Origin of the sequence: Paenibacillus sp. FSL H7-0690, assembly GCF_037980415.1 — a bacterium.
GTDB lineage: Bacteria > Bacillota > Bacilli > Paenibacillales > Paenibacillaceae > Paenibacillus_AQ > Paenibacillus_AQ odorifer.
In genome coordinates this window covers 3,177,395-3,194,411 of sequence record NZ_CP150281.1, presented here as the reverse complement: position 1 = coordinate 3,194,411, position 17,017 = coordinate 3,177,395, and the positions used below count along the sequence as shown (strand labels likewise).

The window sequence follows — 17,017 nt, the reverse complement described above, 5'->3', positions numbered from 1 at the left end:
GTCTCTTTTTACTTACATTTATTCGGATTTAGATAGATTAAATAGTTGCACCTCGCAACGAGTACCCGCTCCAGGCTGACTCATCATTCGAATCTTGCCTCCATGCAATTCCACCAGCTTTTTAACAATGGAAAGCCCCAGACCTGAACCACCGTATTGTCTTGAACGTGATTTCTCTACCCGGTAGAAACGTTCGAAGATATAGGGAAGCTCTTTCTCAGGAATACCTATTCCTGTATCTTCAACTATTAGAGTTGCAGCATCCGCTGCAAATTCCACATGAACAATAATCTCGCCTTCATCCGTATAACGAATTGCATTTTCCAGAAGGTTCATTATAATCTGTTCCATACGTTTTTGATCTCCACGGATCATATACGCATCTCCGCTAAGCTGAAGCTTCAGGTGTAATCCCTTCTCTTTTGCTTTCAGTTCAACTCTGCGCACGGCTTGTTCCGCTAGCTTACTGAGATCGATCCACTCTTGGGTAAGTGTAACCTTTCCTTCCTCCATCTTTGCCAGTTCAAATAAATCATCCACCAGATGCTGGAGCCGATGTGCTTCCTGATGAATGATGTCCAGGTATAGATCTCTTTCCCCTTCGGTCTCGTAAAGTCCATCTTTTATAACCTTGGTGTACCCCTCCAAATATGTAATGGGCGTTCTCAGCTCATGTGAGATATTTGCCAGAAATTCCTGCCTTGTATCCCTGTATCGTTGCAGATCGACAGCCAGATCATTTATGGCCTCTGCCAAAAAACCAATCTCATCGTTACTACGTATAGACAGTCTCGTTTCCAGCTCGCCAGCCGCGATTTTCCGGGTTGCCTTTTGCATCTTGATCAGAGGTCTGGACAAAATCATGGCGATCACACCAGTGATCCCTAAAGCCAATATAAAAGCCCCTATTCCTGCAATCAGCAGGAGGTTCCGGATGGAAGCCAAAGATTGCTTCATGCTCTCTGTAGAGGACATTACATAAAGTGCAGACTGAGTTGTATCCCCCTCCATTATTGGTTTTCCAATGATAAAATAAGAATGTCCAGCAGGATCTTTATACTCAAAATCAACACTTTTCCCAGCGAAAATCCGGCTAACATCCGAAGCTTGGATGAATGAACGATCCATACGATCATGTGCACCCGAGTGGAGTATCACATGGCCATCCTTCGAGATATTAAAGATACTGACATCCGAAAATTCTGCAAAGGTACTCATCATCTGCTCGTTTGAACTATCCTGCGATTCCGCCATTCCAATAAAATGTGAGGTGAGTTCCTCCGTCTCTTTTTGCATCTCGTTGTAATAGAAGCTTGTAAACATCCGGTCTATAGTAATTCCAAGAACAAGCAAAACAACCACAAAAACAGACATAATAACAAAACCGAGCTTAAGTCCGATGATGTTATTTTTCATACCTGATTACCGGGAGCATGAAATTTATAACCTAATCCCCACACCGTCTGAACCGGATTATAGGCTAGGCCTGCTTTATGTAGTTTCTCGCGGATATTCTTAATATGAGTGTCAATAACACGATTCTCCCCCTCATAATTATTCCCCCATAATCGCTCCACCAGTTCTTCTCTCGTAAAAACCCGGGTAGTGTTTTGCGCCAAAGTGGCCAGTAGATCAAACTCCTTGAGCGTGAATTCAATGGATGTATCCTGAATATGTACCTCCCTAGCTTCTGGGTATATTTTAAAATCAGGGTATGTGAGCACCTTTTCCTGAGGTTGTTGAACAAAAGTAAGTGTTGAACGCCGCAGCAGAGAATAAATCCTAGCCACTAATTCTTCCGGCTCAAACGGTTTAGTAAGATAATCATCTGCGCCTATACCGAGACCACGTACCTTATCCTTGGTTTCAGAACGTGCGGTTAGCATTAGAATTGGGATAGAGCTTGACTCCCTCACCAGCTTGCAGACCTGCCAGCCATCCATATCCGGCATCATCACATCCAGCAAGATTAGGTCAAAGCTGTGTTGTTTCAACAGTTGGAGTGCCTCATGACCCGTTGACGCCTCTTTTGTAGACATCCCTTCTTTACTTAAATAAATCCGCAATAAATTCCGCATGTTCCATTCATCATCTACGATCAGTATCTGTAGCTTATTCAAGCCGTTCACCCTCTTTATGACCTAGTTCTTCTCATTATACAAAAAAAACACAGAACAAGCCGACATCATCCCTAAATGATGCCAGCCTGTGATGATGGTTAGTGGCCGGAATGCGGATTGCCTCCTGCAGCAGGTGAGATTTCTAGCATGTCATCGATTTCACTTTGTGCTCGCTCATTTATTGTAAGGTTATCCCCAGTTATCCAAGCATGATTGTAAGGACCTTCTGCTGGTGAATCTTGAAATTTAGGTTGAAGCTCCATCATATACTCCATTACTGAATCTGGCAGCCCGTCTTTTTCCGTAAAAATAAGCGGCGCATGTTTCCCCAAATGAGAAAAAGGCGCAGCGGCGATAGCGAGCATCGTTGAATCCGTGGTTAACAAAGACAGGTTATGACCGGGTGTATTGATTCCCCAGCCGAATCCGTTATTGGCATCCTTAAAACTTGCAAAAGCTATAGCGTTCTTAAAAACATCTTCTCCAGCTATACGGAGAACTGTTCCGTATTCTTTTAATTGCTTTTCTACATCTGCTGAGACAATGTCTTCTGGTCCTAGGATGTAAATGGTTGCGCTACCTCCACGTTCTTTTAAAGCCTCGACCGTTGAGTTAGGAATTTCGTCTTTGGTTACAAAGAGAAGAGGTTCAGGCATATGTGCGATCCAATTCACTGCTGGCAACGTGTACTCAGGGCTATCCATAGAACCAATAATGACCGACTTTGGAAGTTCACCCGCTGCTTTGGCGTAATAAGTATCTATAGCCTGAGCTACTGCCGCTGGCTCATCCCCTTCTATCCGGTCTACTTTTAAATCAATGGCCTTTAATTGTTGTTCGACATTGGATGCCATAGGCCCAACAAGCACTACCTGAACCCCTTTATTGCCTTCAGCACCTATTGGATTCAGTCGCTTAAGTTCAGCGAGAGTAACCTCAGGAACCCCTTCTTTTGTAGTATACAGTACAGGCCCATTACTGGGATGATGAATCAAATCTGCACTAACTGCGGCGATCTGCCAATTACTCACATCCGTCAAAACTACACTTGAAGGTCTATTATTCTTTGTTTGCGCAGTCCATAAAGTCTGAGAAACTAACACTGCGGCTTGAATCGGATCTGAAGTGTTAATACGAGTAGTATTCTTCGTAGCTATCCATGGTTGCTCCACCGTTGCAGAACTAGCTTGCGAATTAACCTTAGATGGAACATTATTGCCTGATTGGCAGCTTGTTAACACTGTACTCAAAAGCAAACTAACGGCAACAAATGGTATGATTTTTTTCATCCTAAACCCTCCTGTGTGATGTTCTCGCTTGATTTAGAGTAGTTTAGTCTACAAATGTGTGGAAAGTATGTAGAATTTAAAATAAATAAAATTTGTATATAATGCAAAAAGAGCATCCCGTAAGCCATGAATGACTCAGGATGCTCTTGGTTTAAAGTTTTTTCAACACTTACCAGTGTTTAGCGATAAAAGTATCCCGACCGGATTGCTCCCGATCTTCTTTGTAGTGCTTGGGATTCTTATGATGATAATCCTGATGGTACTCTTCTGCACGATAAAAAGTTGGCGCCGGAAGAATTTCCGTAACGACTGGACCGGAGAATCTGCCACTGACCGCAACCTGTTCCTTCGAGGCAAGAGCTGCTAAACGCTGTTCTTCATTATAATAGAAGATCGCTGTCCGGTACTGAGTTCCTCGATCCTGGAATTGCCCACCATCATCGGTAGGGTCAATCTGAGGCCAATATAATTCAAGCAGCTTCTCGTATGAAAAAAGCGCTGGATCAAACGTAATCTGCACAACCTCGTAATGCCCCGTTGTTCCGGTTTTGACTTCTTCGTAGGTTGGATTCTCAGTTAACCCTCCCGCGTATCCCGATACAATTCCATGAATGCCTGGTAATTCCTCAAACGGTGTCACCATGCACCAAAAACATCCGCCTGCAAACATCGCTTGTTCCATATGATCAAATCTCTCCCTATCTATCTTCATCTAATAAATAATATATGCTATGACGATAAAGCCAAAAGATCATAAAGTCAATGGAAGTCCGAAGCACCATTAGAATTCAATTCTCCAAAACGTTATAATATAACAACAACAGAAGTAGAAAGGAATGCGCTATGAGAAAAAATCGTTTAGGACAATCTGATTTGTATGTAAGTGAGATAGGACTTGGCTGTATGTCTTTGGGTACGGATGAGGCGAAAGCCATTTCCATTGTTCATGAAGCACTCGATCAAGGAATCAATTTTGTTGATACAGCAGATCTTTATGATGAGGGCCGTAATGAAGAAATTATTGGCAAAGCCATTCGTCAACGTCGACAGGATGTAATCCTGACCACAAAAGTTGGCAACCGCAGAATTCCCGGCCAAGAAGGCTGGAGCTGGGATCCTTCAAAAGCCTATATTAAAAATGCAGTCAAAGATAGTCTTAAACGGCTGCAAACCGATTACATCGATCTATACCAGCTGCATGGCGGCACTATTGAAGATCCAATTGACGAAACGATTGAAGCTTTTGAAGAACTTAAGCAAGAGGGTCTTATCCGCTATTATGGGATCTCTTCTATTCGTCCTAATGTAATTAGAGAATATGTGAAAAAATCAAATATCGTAAGTGTTATGAGCCAATATAGCATTTTAGATCGACGTCCTGAGGAAGAAATCCTTCCTCTGCTAGCTAAGCATGGAATTAGCATGATCGCACGCGGGCCTTTAGCAGGGGGCATTCTATCAGAGCGTGGTCGCAGCAAAGCCGAGAAGAATTACTTAGATTACAGTAGTGAGGAACTTCTGAATTTGCATGATCAGCTTTCGCAGGAAACTAGTGACTCTCGCAATCTTGCACAAACAACGCTTCATTATCCACTAGCTAATCCATCTGTAGCCGTTATTATTCCTGGGGCAAGCAGTCTGGAGCAATTAAAAAGCAATGTAATGGCTGCTGATGTAGCTCCACTCACTTCGGAGGAACTTGCAGACATTCAGCGGATAAGCAAAGCAAATCGTTACAAGCTTCATGTATAGATTAGTCACTTTCGTTAAAAACAATGAGGTGTCCATAGCCATACAATGGCTGTTGGGCACCCCCTCCTTTTTGAAGCTACCTGATCGCTGATCTAATCCTTAAACTTGGTTTAATTAAGTACTAATCACACTTATGAATCGCACTATAGGACACAGTTGACCTTATACGCTACTTTTTCCTATATTAAGGGTGCTCGCGGACTCCATAGCCGCTATGAGCATGATAATCACCATATATCACCCTCTATTTAAGGAATAGCAGCACTGGAGTCCGAAATCATGCTCCAACGCCTAAATATATACAAATAACGTCATCTGGGTCCGAAAGTATTCAAGTCACTCCGCGTGACACATCCAGCCTGCCATAATTCCAGTAGAATAAAATCGAGTGATTCTTGTGAAGCCTGATTCTTTCAATAACTCTTCAATTTGTTTTTCGGGAAGGAAAGAAATTTTCGTAATATTGTTACTTACATTATCAAACGCTTCGGGAGATTCATACCCTGCAACCCAAAAGCTTTTCCATACGTTTATTCTGTCGTGGAGTTCAGGATCATCCAAATCTCCATATGCACTTACGAGAACAAATGGAGCACCCGGTTTCAGATTATCCTTTATGGAGCGAAGCAATTTCAATTTTTCTTGAACATCATGGATGAAATGAAGGACCAAAATACAACTTGCCACATCGAACTTTGAGTCCTGCTGAGGAAGATCATCGATTGTCCCAGGAATCAGACTGACACGGCTCTCTAGGCCCAGTTCATCTATCTTTAATCTCGCAATCTTTAGCATATCTTCCGAAGGATCCACTCCAGTAAATGTCCAGTTTGGGTTAGATGGCCCCCATGCCGAAAATTCATTTCCTCCCCCCGCACCGACCACGAGCATAGATACAGGGATGTCACCTAATTCGAAGCGAAAATAAGATTGGATCATCGAAAATAATGAATCATAAGAGGGAATCGAAATATGAGTGGTTTTTTCATAGGTCGCTCTCTTGGCATTTAATTTTTGCTCTTCAGTCATTGTAATCATCCTCCATTGTTTTAAACTTCACATTTCAGTATCAAAACCCACATTAAAGTCATTACGGATTTATATTGTCTCTAATAAACCCGAAAAAAGAACGGATCTTTACTCCGTCTTCATCGTTTTTGCCAAATCTGCAATTTTCGTGTTCTCTAAGTACTGCTCCATCTGTCGCTCAGCGTCAATCACAACCTGTTGAATCAGACATTCACTTCCGTGATCTAGACTGCATTCAAAAAAGGAAGCCGTTCCTTCGATTGCATGGATAATATCCAAAAAAGAGATTTCTTCCGACTTGCGTCTGAGACGATAACCACCATTAGCACCAGGTGCAGATTGAATCAATCCAGCCTTCACTAGCTTAGTCATCATTTTGGACAGATAGGTTTGGGAAACACCTAACTTCTCAGCAAGCAATTGAACACCCACCGGCTTATCAGACGCCACCGTCACCATATAGAGCATTGCATGAAGTGCATAATCTGTCGCTTGGGAATATTTCATTCAGCACCTCCATTAACGACTTTAGAAATCTATGATAACTCTAACATTGCTAAAAGGCAAGTATGTTCGCTTTTTAAAAGAGAAGAAGCTCAAGAATCTTTGTCCCAAGCTGGCTCATTTTTTGCTTCAAAAGTAACGATAAAAACCGGAGTTTTATATAGATGTTTTTGCTGTTGCAGCGTATTTTTTTCCAGAGCTTGTTCTGAAAATAATTCAAAATTAGGGTTAGACATTAATAAATACTCAGCCATAATATTCTTAACTGTGATCATCCGAATGAACTCCCCTCAACTAAATTGGAGTATACTCACCATTAAACTCAAATTCATAGTCATTAGCGATACGGATATAGCCATATACGCAATGCCAGCGATCTCTGTAGAAAACACTGGAATAATTCTGATTATCCCTATTTCCTTCAGCAACTAAGATCTCCTTGTCATCGCATGCTAAAACAATACCTGTATGATCGTGAGGGTCATTAGTTAGCAATTTTTCATAAATCACAATATCACCACGCTGAGGAGTAAACCCCTCTTGCCCGTCAAAATAAAAAAATGCGGTCTCAGGTAGTTGCGCCCACTCTAACCAAGCCCCTACGCCAGCTAATCGAAAATCAGCATTCGGATATCGAATCGGCAGCAGAAATCCAGCTTGCATACAGCAGTAATATACAAATGCTGCGCACCAATTGTTTTGTAATACTTTATAAATCGCTTGGTCAGGCCAATATTTACAAATTTCTCGATATCGTTCGTTTCCTGGTATTCCAACAATGTTTTCTTTTCCAAATGCTTCAGCAATAGTAGCTAACTTACCTCGTTTATCCGTAGGCTGGTGAACTTCAGCCCCGCTACTGTAATCTATCTCTTCCAAAAAATCCTCTGGAATCGTCATTTCACGAAGTACATTCCGAAGTCTAGTATTGTCCTGAGGCATTAAGATACAATTCCTATTCTGAAAATATGATTGTAGAACTTGAGCATCCTTTAGAATCTCTTCATAGGGACCCTGAACTTTATTCCTGTCCCCTTGATGGAAGATTGCCTTTAGAATTTGAGTCAGCTCTTCTTTGGTAAACATATTCAAGTCTCTTAATAAAGGCCTTACGGTATCAGCACTGTTGGGACCTGGAAATTCCTTGACTCCGGTTTTGAAGAAATAATAATTATGAAGCAGTCCTATAATGGCTGCCAATTCCTGATTTTGTTCTCTTTTCATGGCAAGCAATGAAGCGAAACTAGACACTCCGTACAGGTGAACACACGCTTCCTGTTTCCATTGTTCGCTACCTATAGACATGATCATTTCTTGAACCAGCACACGCACACTATCGAGGCGCTGGTTCACTTTTGTTATCAGTCGTTGAGTCACTGGAAACCTTCCCTTCCGTTACTACTCAGCTGTAATAATATCAAAACTAATACTGACATGAATCTTTTTATTAATTCAGTCCCTAATGACTTCCTTTTTATGTCCATCCTTGACGAACTCCACACCAAAATAATCGGTATTACCGTTCGCCCCGAATTCAGCAATCCGAGCGTCAGACTTACTCTCAAAGTGAATGTTATGTTTAATATTAGATCTTGGTAACAAGGTAATCTCTTGCGGCTGAACCTCTGCGAATGACCAGATCCCTTGAGGATTACCGTACTCTCGAAAGATTGGACGGATCATAACGGTTTCATTTTGCCCGCCATAGTTGATTAGCCTGATTGTACATTGAACCTGCACAATATCCTCTTGAGTACCGTACATACAGTGCGAATCTTTTTCCAGAAAATCCACAACTTCAATTCCATCATTGTTCATATTCACAAGATAATACAATCGTTCTGTTAGAAATGGATATAATATAATGAAAATGATGATAGCAAGCAAAACGGTTCTGCCTACATATTTTTTATAACACTGTCTAAAGTGCTTTATAGTTAAACTCCCACTGAAAATTAACAAAATGATCCCGAATATTGCTGAATAATGTAAACCATGGTTTGTCGCAGGTTCGCTCCAAGGCGGAATTCCAATGGTTCTGAAGAGGTAATCCCCAAACATAGTACCCTGATGTGTGATTCCCACAAAAACTAAAGAAAACAGCAAAAATAAAACAGCTATCCAACCTTTACCCTTGGTCATTTCATCCCTCCCAACCAATAACAGTTATGTCTTCTCTATCCTCTAAGGAAAGATTCCTATGCATATGCAGTTCAATTTTTTTACCGCTAAAACTCAAAGTGTAATCAACTACGTAAGGGGTTTCAATGTAATTTACCGTGAGGATTAATTTGGAATCATCATATTGCCAGCTTGCAGATGTACAAACTTCCTGCTCACTAAGGGATAAGTCTTTAATAAATAAACTTTTTGCATGGGTAGGCCTTAAAAAATCGAACGGAAATTCATCTAAATGATCGTCGTAAAGTAAAGAAAAACTAAGGTGCTCATCTTCAAACTTCAGTGTTAATTCTTTGATTTTATGCTTATTATCTTCAAAGATATAAATTCCACTGTACGATCTATAATCTACTTTAACTATCCTGTTTACTAAGGAGGTAAATGTAGGAGGTTTTATAATGTTAGATGCAACCGTTGGCCAATCAAAGTTCAGTAATTTTGCATATATGATATCTAAAAAATCCTGTAACTTCTTCATCTCGGTAAAACTTGAAGTTGCAGCAATCACAATCTCTTGACTCGGATCAATGAAACACAATTGACCAAAAGCTCCATTCCCCATCTTACATCCATTCCTGCACATAAAGAACTGATAACCATATCCGTTTGACCAGTCAGCCTTATTTTGTCCCCAACGATTATCGCTTTGTTCATTTAGCGCCAGCTTTAAATAATCTTTCGAAACAATTCTACGACTATTGTAAACCCCTTGATTGAGGAGCATCTGGCCAAATTTCGCGATTCCATCTGTTGGTATGCTTAGTCCCATTCCACCAGCAACAATTCCTAACGGGCAAGTCTCCCATTCTGGTCTTTCTATGTCCAATGGCGTAAATAATCTTGGCATTAAAAAATCAACAAGATTTTCTCCAGTCGTCTTTTCGATAATAGCCGAAACCATATAAGTGGCGTGTGTATTGTAATTGTAATAACTTCCCGGTTCATCTTCTACGTCCAAAGCTAAAAAGGCACGAACCCAATCATTTTGCTTGGCTATCGCACCATAGATACTATTGTTATGTCCTGTATTCATGGAAAGAAGATGATGTATCGTCATCTTCTCTAAATTAGGTGAAATTGAGCTAGGAAGCTGATCCGGGAAAAAAGAAACCACTTTATCCGTTAATTCAAAATAACCGTTATCCCATGCTATGCCTGCTGCAATAGATGTAAAGCTCTTACTTAGAGAAAATAAAACCTGGGGAACGTTTTTGCGGTACGGTTGACGATAAAACTCGGTAATAACTTCTCCCTTACGTAATAGCATAAAAGTATTAACCGGTAAATCAGATCGTTCAAGTTCTTCATAAAACTTAGACAGCGCTTGGGTCAAATTCTCTGGATTATCCATTTAAACCTCGCTTGTCGTTATATTTTGAGTTTTTAATAATTCTCAGGTAGAGCACTAAGTCTCGTGTCAGGTCTCCTCCATTTGTTCATTTAGACGGCAACCTTGTCATACTTAACCTAAAGACTTGTTATACCAAAAATAATCTTCAACGTTTTACGACTCTTCTTACATATTTTCAAGCCTTGTTTTAAGTCTAGAATGATTACAGTTTTGCCAATCCAAATCCTAAAATATAACGAGCGGAACTTTACCGGTGTCACTATGCCTTTTTCTTCATATTCCGTTCCATCCTCTAACTCCGTTTCAGTTCTAATAAGCCATGTATTGCCGATACCAAATTCGATATACTTCAGAATCTATCTCCCCCCGTACAAGAGCTGCTTTTATTGCTCAATAGTTTTTATAAGATAAAGGCAGAGATCATCGTCCACACAAACATGTGCCCCAGGCTCAATAGGCTTATTATCGTACATGATTCCTCGCCCATCAGGGATAAAACCACGCTTTATATACATCCGTTGTGCGGTTCCATAGTCAGCGTATAATCCAAATCCAATACCAATAGTATTAGATATAGTAAAAGCATCTTTTTCAAGAGCTTCAATTAATACACTTCCTACCCCACGTTTCCTAAATGGCGGGATGACGTCAAAGTTTTGAATTTCAGGTATATTATTCTCTGCAAAATAAGGATATTCCGACCTGTATACCACATGTCCCCATCCAACAAACTCATTTTCACAAAAAGCTAAAAGTGTAACTCGCTTTTCATTTTGATTTTCTTGCCAACAACGTTGGACATAATCAAGAGGTTGGCTTACGTCATGCTCAGATAACCCCATATGTATAATATCAATATCGTTTTGTGTCATTCGACGGATTTGTAAAGGTAAGGCCATAATATAATTTCCTCCTAACTTATTAAATGAGTCCATTCCTATATTAACATACTAATTAGGATTAATCTGGTAAAAAACAATTATTGTTAAACGAACCTGTCAGATAAAAGAACAGGCTGCCGAATATACCGGCAGCCTGTTCTGATTTTGTTATTTTTTTATTTCTTTAAGGTAAAAGTCATATAATTGATCAACAGATGAACTGGAAAAGATAGACGTGGCTTGTTCAATTTTCTCACGTTTCCAATCGAACCAGCGCATTTCCTTTAACTTTTCGATTTCTTGATCTGTAAACCGTTGCTTGATCACTTTAGCAGGATTGCCGCCTACTATCGTATACGGTGGGACATCCTTTACAACAACTGATCCTGCCGCAACAATAGCACCTTCGCCTATTTTCACACCGGGCATAATCATTGCATTCATCCCAATCCAGGCATCACTAGCAATGATTGTATCCCCTTTGGATTCGTAAGAGTTTGCAATCTGGTCTACAAAAGGATACACGGTAATCCATTCAGGATGATGATTGTGATTCCCACCCATGAGAATAATTACACCACTAGCAATACAAACATAATTTCCTATAATCAATTTATCTAAATGCCAACCATAATCTTCACTGGGATTAAACAACTTTCTTGATTGTTCATCACCCCAAATGTATCTGACACACCCATCTTCAAAATCAAGATTATCGTAATAACCAGAGTAGTAAGAGTACTCTCCTACCTCAATCATTGGGTTGGTGACAATATCCTTTAAATACTTAATTTCAGACCAGTGGCTGAACTGATGTTGTTTCATTTTCTTTCCCTCGCTTCTAAGTAATGTAATTCATTTATACTTAGAAGCTTGATGCAGTAGCGACATTCTTAAACCTTTTCAAACGACGAACCATCGTCCTCATCCTTTTCCTAATTGATGCCGTCATTGTAACAAACGAATGATTTATTCGTCAAATCAACCGTATTGTCCCAACTCAGCTCAATTATGAATTTATCGGATTACGGCTAGCCTTAACATGTTTAAGCTGGGCAACTATAATGACGCTAATGATCACTAGAAGGAACCACGAACTGATCTTACTGAAACTAACCAGTTGCCACGTTTGATATTGATCAGGATATTTCCATGCATTAAAAAATGTAGCGATATTTTCAGCTAACCAGATAAAAAATCCTACAATAAAAAAGGCCAGTGTCAAGGGCATTCGATAGGTAACCGTCCGTACCCTATAAATGATCCATGTTTTCCAGAAGACAACAACCACAAGCGCTGTCAGCCACCAACGAAAATCAGGAATGAAATGATGTGTGAAAAAATTTAAATAGATGGCTCCTCCCAACAATCCCGCTGAAGCAAGCCCCGGCCAACCGGTCATATCCATTTTCAATCTTCGCCATATCTGGCACATAAAGCTTGCGACACTTGCATACATAAATCCACTATAGAGGGGTACACCAAACACCTTCGTAAACCCTGGCTCAGGGTATGCCCATGAACCCATCTTTACCTTATAGATTTCCAGCAATAAACCAATAACGTGGAACACACAGATTACTTTTATTTCATCCAGCGTCTCTAATCCAGTACGGTACATGAGGTACTGCACTGTAAGCAGTATTAGAAGAATGGCATCATAACGGTAAAGAAAAGGCATTTCTATTATGTTAGAAAGAGCTAAAGTCCCAAAAATCGCAACTGGAAATATGCAACTCATCGCCTGATGATATCCGAAATGCAGTAATTGTGTTATTGACTTCATTCTTATGTTTCCTCATCATTTTTGTATTCTAATAGATCTCCAGGCTGACATTCCAAAGCCTTACAAATTGCCTCTAACGTTGATAATCGCACCGCTTTTGCTTTTCCATTTTTCAATATAGAAAGATTAGCCATTGTTATTCCAACTCTCTCCGAAAGCTCAGTAACACTCATTTTTCTTTTAGCCAGCATCACGTCGATATTAATTATAATCGCCATTGTTTTCACCTCAGACAGTTAAGTCATTTTCTGATTTTATATCAATAGCTTCTTTTAAAAGCTTTTGTAGAACTGCAGCAAAAACGGCAATCACCATGGAGGCAAAAATGATAATCAAGCCGATGACTATAATCCCTGGGGCATCATCTTTCTCCGCCATGAGGTAAAAGAGTGGCATACCAACTACATACAAGCAACTGATGATGATTGCACAATATTTTATTTTCTTTAAAACCTGCACAGACATTTCCGAGAAAGCATTGTTTTTGTCAATATAGCCTAACAGTTTAAAAGCTTGATACAGTGCAAAGTAAAAAGGTATCGCCGAGGCATACAAATCAATGGCAATGAGATATTTCAATAAACTATAATCCGGATACAGTTCTGCTGCGAAACTCGCTATTTCCGGCACCACAAATATGCACAAAGCAAGCACCGGGATACCAATAAGAATAACCGCTGCCCTTAAAAAAAGTGTTGATCCTCTTTCCATAAAAAACACACCTCACAGATTTATTGTGAATTGAATTTATCATATTATTTATCGTTTTACAATATATTTTAATCGATATACAGTGATTATTGGTTGTTTTATAATTTCGACTAAAAGGCCGAGCTAATTGACTATTAGAAGTCATTAGCTCGGCCTTGGTACCTTTTCATATCTCTTTATCTCTATTTTTCTATTCTACAAGTAATTCTAATACTGACCGAGATCGATAAAATTCAAATCCATGTTAGCTTCATCTTCAGCCTGATTTGTAACCTCTGTTGATACTGCTTTTCCTTCGTATTCAAGGTTACCGCTTGTCAAATTGAATACATACAGACGATTACCTTTGAAGTACTTATTACCCATATTCTTATAACCCACAATATAGAGATAGTCTTGTTTAAAATCATAGGTAATGTTTTCACTTAAATCTATATTTGTATTCTTCAGAGTAGTCTCATATTCTTTACTTACGAGATCGTAAGAAATCACAGTAAATCCTATATTCTCCTTACCCGATACAGCTTTTTGCAGGAAATAAATTTTCTGTCCATACGCATTCATAATATTATTCAATAACATTTCATGCCCTTGGAACGCGAGCGGCGAGATTTGTCCTGTTGCAACATCTACTTGATATGCCTTTTTATGATTATCTTTACTAACTGTTAAAATCCATTGATCCGAGTGATCCAGATTTTGATTGGCTAACCTAACGAATTGATTATCCCCATTTGCTGCTTCAGATTTAGCTCCTGGTAATACGAGCGGCTCATTCGTAATCTCCTTTGTTGTTAGATTAACACGGATAATCTGCGGTTCAGTTACATAACCTTTGGCGCCGTGATTCAAAAACACCATTGCAACAAGCTCTTGATCAACAAGCTGTACATTTTGTACATAGATATCTGAAACATCATGATCCACATTGATATCGGATCTGATTTCCTGCGTATTATCTTTTTGCTTATTAAGCACAGAAATACTGAGTCTAGCATTTTTCTTCGCTGATGGATCATTTGATTGCTGCTTATCTACGGTCCAATTCACGTAAGCAAGCATATCCTGATTTTCATAGAACCCAGCTAAGTTCTTCTTCCCACGCATGAACTGACGATGCTGATCCCTCCATTTATCCAATTGTGTATTCACTGGTCTTCGGTTTAAGCTTTGGCTGATCGTTAACTTTTCATCTGGATAATCTGTACCATTTGTAGTGATATTAGCTCGTTTGATGCCAAAAACACTACCCTTAGTCAGATAATTTCCGTATAAGGCTATACCTTCAACGAGAGAAGCATCCCCTTGAACCATCGTCAGCTTATAATTAGGTAGTGTCTCTTGTGAGGCCTGTACATAATACGTCCCGATTGTAACAACCGAGAACACTACAAGAACGACGGTAACCATATATTTTCTCATTCCCTAACCTCCATACCCCTTCAATTATACCGATATTTTCTTACGCAATAGATACAAGCTGTACCAAAGCGAACCTCCAGCAATAATCACTATTAATCCGAGACAAGCACCTATGATTTCTCCGGGATAAAAGTAGCTATCATATCTGCTATAACCCATAAGATAGGGTATTGAGGCTAATCCAGCTAGAACCGCTAAGTATAATAAGATAAAGCCGATCCCTTTCAGTCTGTAGCTCCGCTCCATTAGAATCGCTGTGAACAAGGCGATCAAGCCCGTAATGCCCAGTCCATAATATAGAACAAACTCAGAAAAGTAGGGCGGAACCAGAACTTTAAGCACAGTAGAATACTTCAAATAATCAAATACCGAGATGTTCCGATATAGTTCAGCAGGAAGAATCGACTGTGCTATCAAACGCTCCAGTGGCACAAGCACAATTTGCAGGGCAACAAGTCCAAATGCGAATAGCAAGATCGTAACCAGCTTGGCAAAATACAAATTCGCCCGATTGGATGGCAAGGTGAGCAGGCGATATACTATCGTATTTTTACCTCTCCAGTCACGGTACCAGATGAAGCAGCTATATATTAGCAACACTGTTATGCTCAAAAATATGGGTCCGAAATATAGAAGTCCATTATAGCGAGCATACAGCATACTGTTTAGCTGAATATATCCAGTCACATTGTGATATTGCTCAAGCGTCCACTGATTCACTCTCATTGCCTCATTCGCAGAATCCAGCCAATGATTAGCACCGATGGTGACTGCTGCAAGCTGCAAGGCAACTGTCAGCACCATGAGTCCAATATATATTTTGGCAAATCGGTTCATTTCAAAATTCAATAGCTTCACAAAAGCTCTCATTTCATGTACACCTCTCTCATTACGTCCGTAATGGACTTACCTTCCTGCTCGCGAACTTCTTCACAGTAGAATTCACGTTCTACCTTCCCGTGCTGTAGCAAGACCGCTTTATCAATTAAATGCTCAATATCGTTAATTTCATGAGTTGTAATAATCACACCACGATCCTCGATCAATTCACTCGTGAACACATCAGTAATTTGCTCGCGGCTGAACATATCAATTCCCGAGAACGGCTCGTCCATTAGAATGTAATCACAATCCAAGGCAAGTCCCAGCAACAAATTCACCTTCGCAGCCATCCCTTTCGACAATGAGGATACGCGATCTGAAGAGCTCAGTCGGAAGAACTTAAGCATTTCCTTTGCACGTTCAGCGTTCCAATTCCGATAAAAGTCAGCCATAAAGCTCAAGCAATCAGCAATTCGCATATTAGAGGGCATCGTTAACGAATCTGGAATGAAAGTGATTTTCTCATACATCGCAGGTGTTAGTGATACATTATCGATTAAGACTTCCCCTTTGAATGGTGTCAGTCCCATGATGGACTTCAGCACTGTTGACTTCCCGGCACCATTGATTCCGATCAGGCAGGTAATCTCTCCCTTGGCAGCAGTGAAGCTAACACCATTTAGTACCTTCTTGAATCCATAATTCTTCACCATCTGATTCACTTGGATCATCTTGTGTCACCACCCTCTGGAGATAACTTGCGCTCGGATGTATATTTTGTCTTTATGATCTCTACCAGTTCTTCAACTGGAATTTGAATATTCTGAATGGAGCTGATGAATATATCCACTGCACTTTCGATTAATTCAGCTCGAATCGAGTTTAGGATTTGTTGATCCTGTGTAATTCGGCTCGGGGAATTCCCTTCTGTTACGATCAAACCCTGTTCCTCCATTTCCTTATATGCCTTCTGCGCCGTGTTCGCATTAATCTTCATTACTGATGCCAGTTCACGCCGTGAAGGAATTTTGTCTCCCGCTCCGATTTGCCCTGTGGCGATCTGTTCCTTGAAATGACGCACAACTTGAATATATACCGGCTCACGAATATTAAAGCTGACGCCTGATTTCTGTTCTTCTGTCATACAACCAACTCCATATACTAAGTGT

General features: G+C 40.1%; 21 protein-coding genes. 1 reads left to right on the top strand and 20 read right to left on the bottom strand.

Going from position 1 to position 17,017, the window contains the following annotated elements; all coding sequences use genetic code 11:
* Window positions 1-18: 18 nt before the first annotated feature.
* The 4 genes from MHI32_RS14190 to msrA form a co-directional block, all read right to left on the bottom strand.
* On the bottom strand, window positions 19-1,416 hold the full coding sequence (locus MHI32_RS14190) for a HAMP domain-containing sensor histidine kinase (RefSeq protein ID WP_340012562.1): 1,398 nt from the start codon (window positions 1,414-1,416) through the stop codon (window positions 19-21).
* Window positions 1,413-2,120: a response regulator transcription factor gene (locus MHI32_RS14185; RefSeq protein WP_175620041.1), complete on the bottom strand. Its 708-nt coding sequence runs from the start codon at window positions 2,118-2,120 to the stop codon at window positions 1,413-1,415. Before MHI32_RS14185 ends, MHI32_RS14190 begins: the two co-directional genes overlap by 4 nt.
* Window positions 2,121-2,218: 98 nt before the next feature.
* Entirely contained in the window at window positions 2,219-3,409 is a 1,191-nt protein-coding gene (locus MHI32_RS14180; RefSeq protein ID WP_076129361.1) for an ArsR family transcriptional regulator, read from the bottom strand.
* Window positions 3,410-3,578: 169 nt separating this feature from the next.
* The gene (gene msrA / locus MHI32_RS14175; protein WP_076185882.1) at window positions 3,579-4,091 is read right to left on the bottom strand and encodes a peptide-methionine (S)-S-oxide reductase MsrA; all 513 of its coding nucleotides are present in this window, start codon (window positions 4,089-4,091) and stop codon (window positions 3,579-3,581) included.
* A 161-nt stretch (window positions 4,092-4,252) separates the two neighbouring features.
* Here msrA and MHI32_RS14170 point away from each other — a divergent pair, with 161 nt between their 5' ends.
* Window positions 4,253-5,161, top strand: coding sequence for an aldo/keto reductase (locus MHI32_RS14170; RefSeq protein ID WP_340012560.1), 909 nt, complete (start codon window positions 4,253-4,255; stop codon window positions 5,159-5,161).
* A 336-nt stretch (window positions 5,162-5,497) separates the two neighbouring features.
* On the opposite strand, the gene MHI32_RS14165 is transcribed toward MHI32_RS14170, so the two are convergent.
* The 16 genes from MHI32_RS14165 to MHI32_RS14090 all read right to left on the bottom strand — a co-directional run bounded on the left by MHI32_RS14165 (window position 5,498) and on the right by MHI32_RS14090 (window position 16,992).
* Window positions 5,498-6,190 carry a class I SAM-dependent methyltransferase gene (locus MHI32_RS14165; RefSeq protein WP_340012558.1) on the bottom strand — a complete coding sequence of 231 codons (693 nt, stop codon included), beginning with the start codon at window positions 6,188-6,190 and terminating at the stop codon, window positions 5,498-5,500.
* A gap of 108 nt (window positions 6,191-6,298) precedes the next feature.
* Complete coding sequence (locus tag MHI32_RS14160) at window positions 6,299-6,697, bottom strand: Rrf2 family transcriptional regulator (RefSeq protein ID WP_036678138.1); 399 nt, start codon at window positions 6,695-6,697, stop codon at window positions 6,299-6,301.
* An 89-nt stretch (window positions 6,698-6,786) separates the two neighbouring features.
* Entirely contained in the window at window positions 6,787-6,969 is a 183-nt protein-coding gene (locus tag MHI32_RS14155; protein ID WP_076194255.1) for a hypothetical protein, read from the bottom strand.
* Window positions 6,970-6,988: 19 nt separating this feature from the next.
* Window positions 6,989-8,071, bottom strand: coding sequence for a CHAP domain-containing protein (locus tag MHI32_RS14150; protein WP_340012556.1), 1,083 nt, complete (start codon window positions 8,069-8,071; stop codon window positions 6,989-6,991).
* Between the two features lie 75 nt (window positions 8,072-8,146).
* Window positions 8,147-8,836, bottom strand: a complete 690-nt coding sequence (locus tag MHI32_RS14145; RefSeq protein ID WP_076302003.1) for a hypothetical protein — start codon at window positions 8,834-8,836, stop codon at window positions 8,147-8,149.
* A gap of 1 nt (window position 8,837) precedes the next feature.
* A complete protein-coding gene (locus MHI32_RS14140) occupies window positions 8,838-10,226 on the bottom strand; it encodes a serine hydrolase (RefSeq protein WP_076305070.1) in 1,389 nt (462 codons plus the stop codon).
* 116 nt (window positions 10,227-10,342) lie between these two features.
* Entirely contained in the window at window positions 10,343-10,579 is a 237-nt protein-coding gene (locus MHI32_RS14135; protein ID WP_076219092.1) for a DUF3977 family protein, read from the bottom strand.
* Window positions 10,580-10,609: 30 nt separating this feature from the next.
* Window positions 10,610-11,125: a GNAT family N-acetyltransferase gene (locus tag MHI32_RS14130; RefSeq protein ID WP_076219091.1), complete on the bottom strand. Its 516-nt coding sequence runs from the start codon at window positions 11,123-11,125 to the stop codon at window positions 10,610-10,612.
* A 150-nt stretch (window positions 11,126-11,275) separates the two neighbouring features.
* Window positions 11,276-11,932: a CatB-related O-acetyltransferase gene (locus MHI32_RS14125; RefSeq protein WP_340012554.1), complete on the bottom strand. Its 657-nt coding sequence runs from the start codon at window positions 11,930-11,932 to the stop codon at window positions 11,276-11,278.
* 184 nt (window positions 11,933-12,116) lie between these two features.
* Entirely contained in the window at window positions 12,117-12,893 is a 777-nt protein-coding gene (locus MHI32_RS14120) for a DUF817 domain-containing protein (protein WP_076135041.1), read from the bottom strand.
* Between the two features lie 2 nt (window positions 12,894-12,895).
* A complete protein-coding gene (locus tag MHI32_RS14115) occupies window positions 12,896-13,111 on the bottom strand; it encodes a helix-turn-helix transcriptional regulator (protein ID WP_076129351.1) in 216 nt (71 codons plus the stop codon).
* Between the two features lie 10 nt (window positions 13,112-13,121).
* Entirely contained in the window at window positions 13,122-13,604 is a 483-nt protein-coding gene (locus MHI32_RS14110) for a DUF2975 domain-containing protein (protein ID WP_038570783.1), read from the bottom strand.
* Window positions 13,605-13,811: 207 nt separating this feature from the next.
* Complete coding sequence (locus tag MHI32_RS14105) at window positions 13,812-15,026, bottom strand: hypothetical protein (protein WP_340012553.1); 1,215 nt, start codon at window positions 15,024-15,026, stop codon at window positions 13,812-13,814.
* A 24-nt stretch (window positions 15,027-15,050) separates the two neighbouring features.
* On the bottom strand, window positions 15,051-15,896 hold the full coding sequence (locus MHI32_RS14100; RefSeq protein WP_076305068.1) for a hypothetical protein: 846 nt from the start codon (window positions 15,894-15,896) through the stop codon (window positions 15,051-15,053).
* Complete coding sequence (locus MHI32_RS14095; protein WP_076280707.1) at window positions 15,893-16,579, bottom strand: ABC transporter ATP-binding protein; 687 nt, start codon at window positions 16,577-16,579, stop codon at window positions 15,893-15,895. The genes MHI32_RS14100 and MHI32_RS14095 overlap by 4 nt, the downstream gene beginning before the upstream one ends.
* A complete protein-coding gene (locus MHI32_RS14090) occupies window positions 16,576-16,992 on the bottom strand; it encodes a GntR family transcriptional regulator (protein WP_076129346.1) in 417 nt (138 codons plus the stop codon). Before MHI32_RS14090 ends, MHI32_RS14095 begins: the two co-directional genes overlap by 4 nt.
* Between the last annotated feature and the right edge of the window lie 25 nt (window positions 16,993-17,017).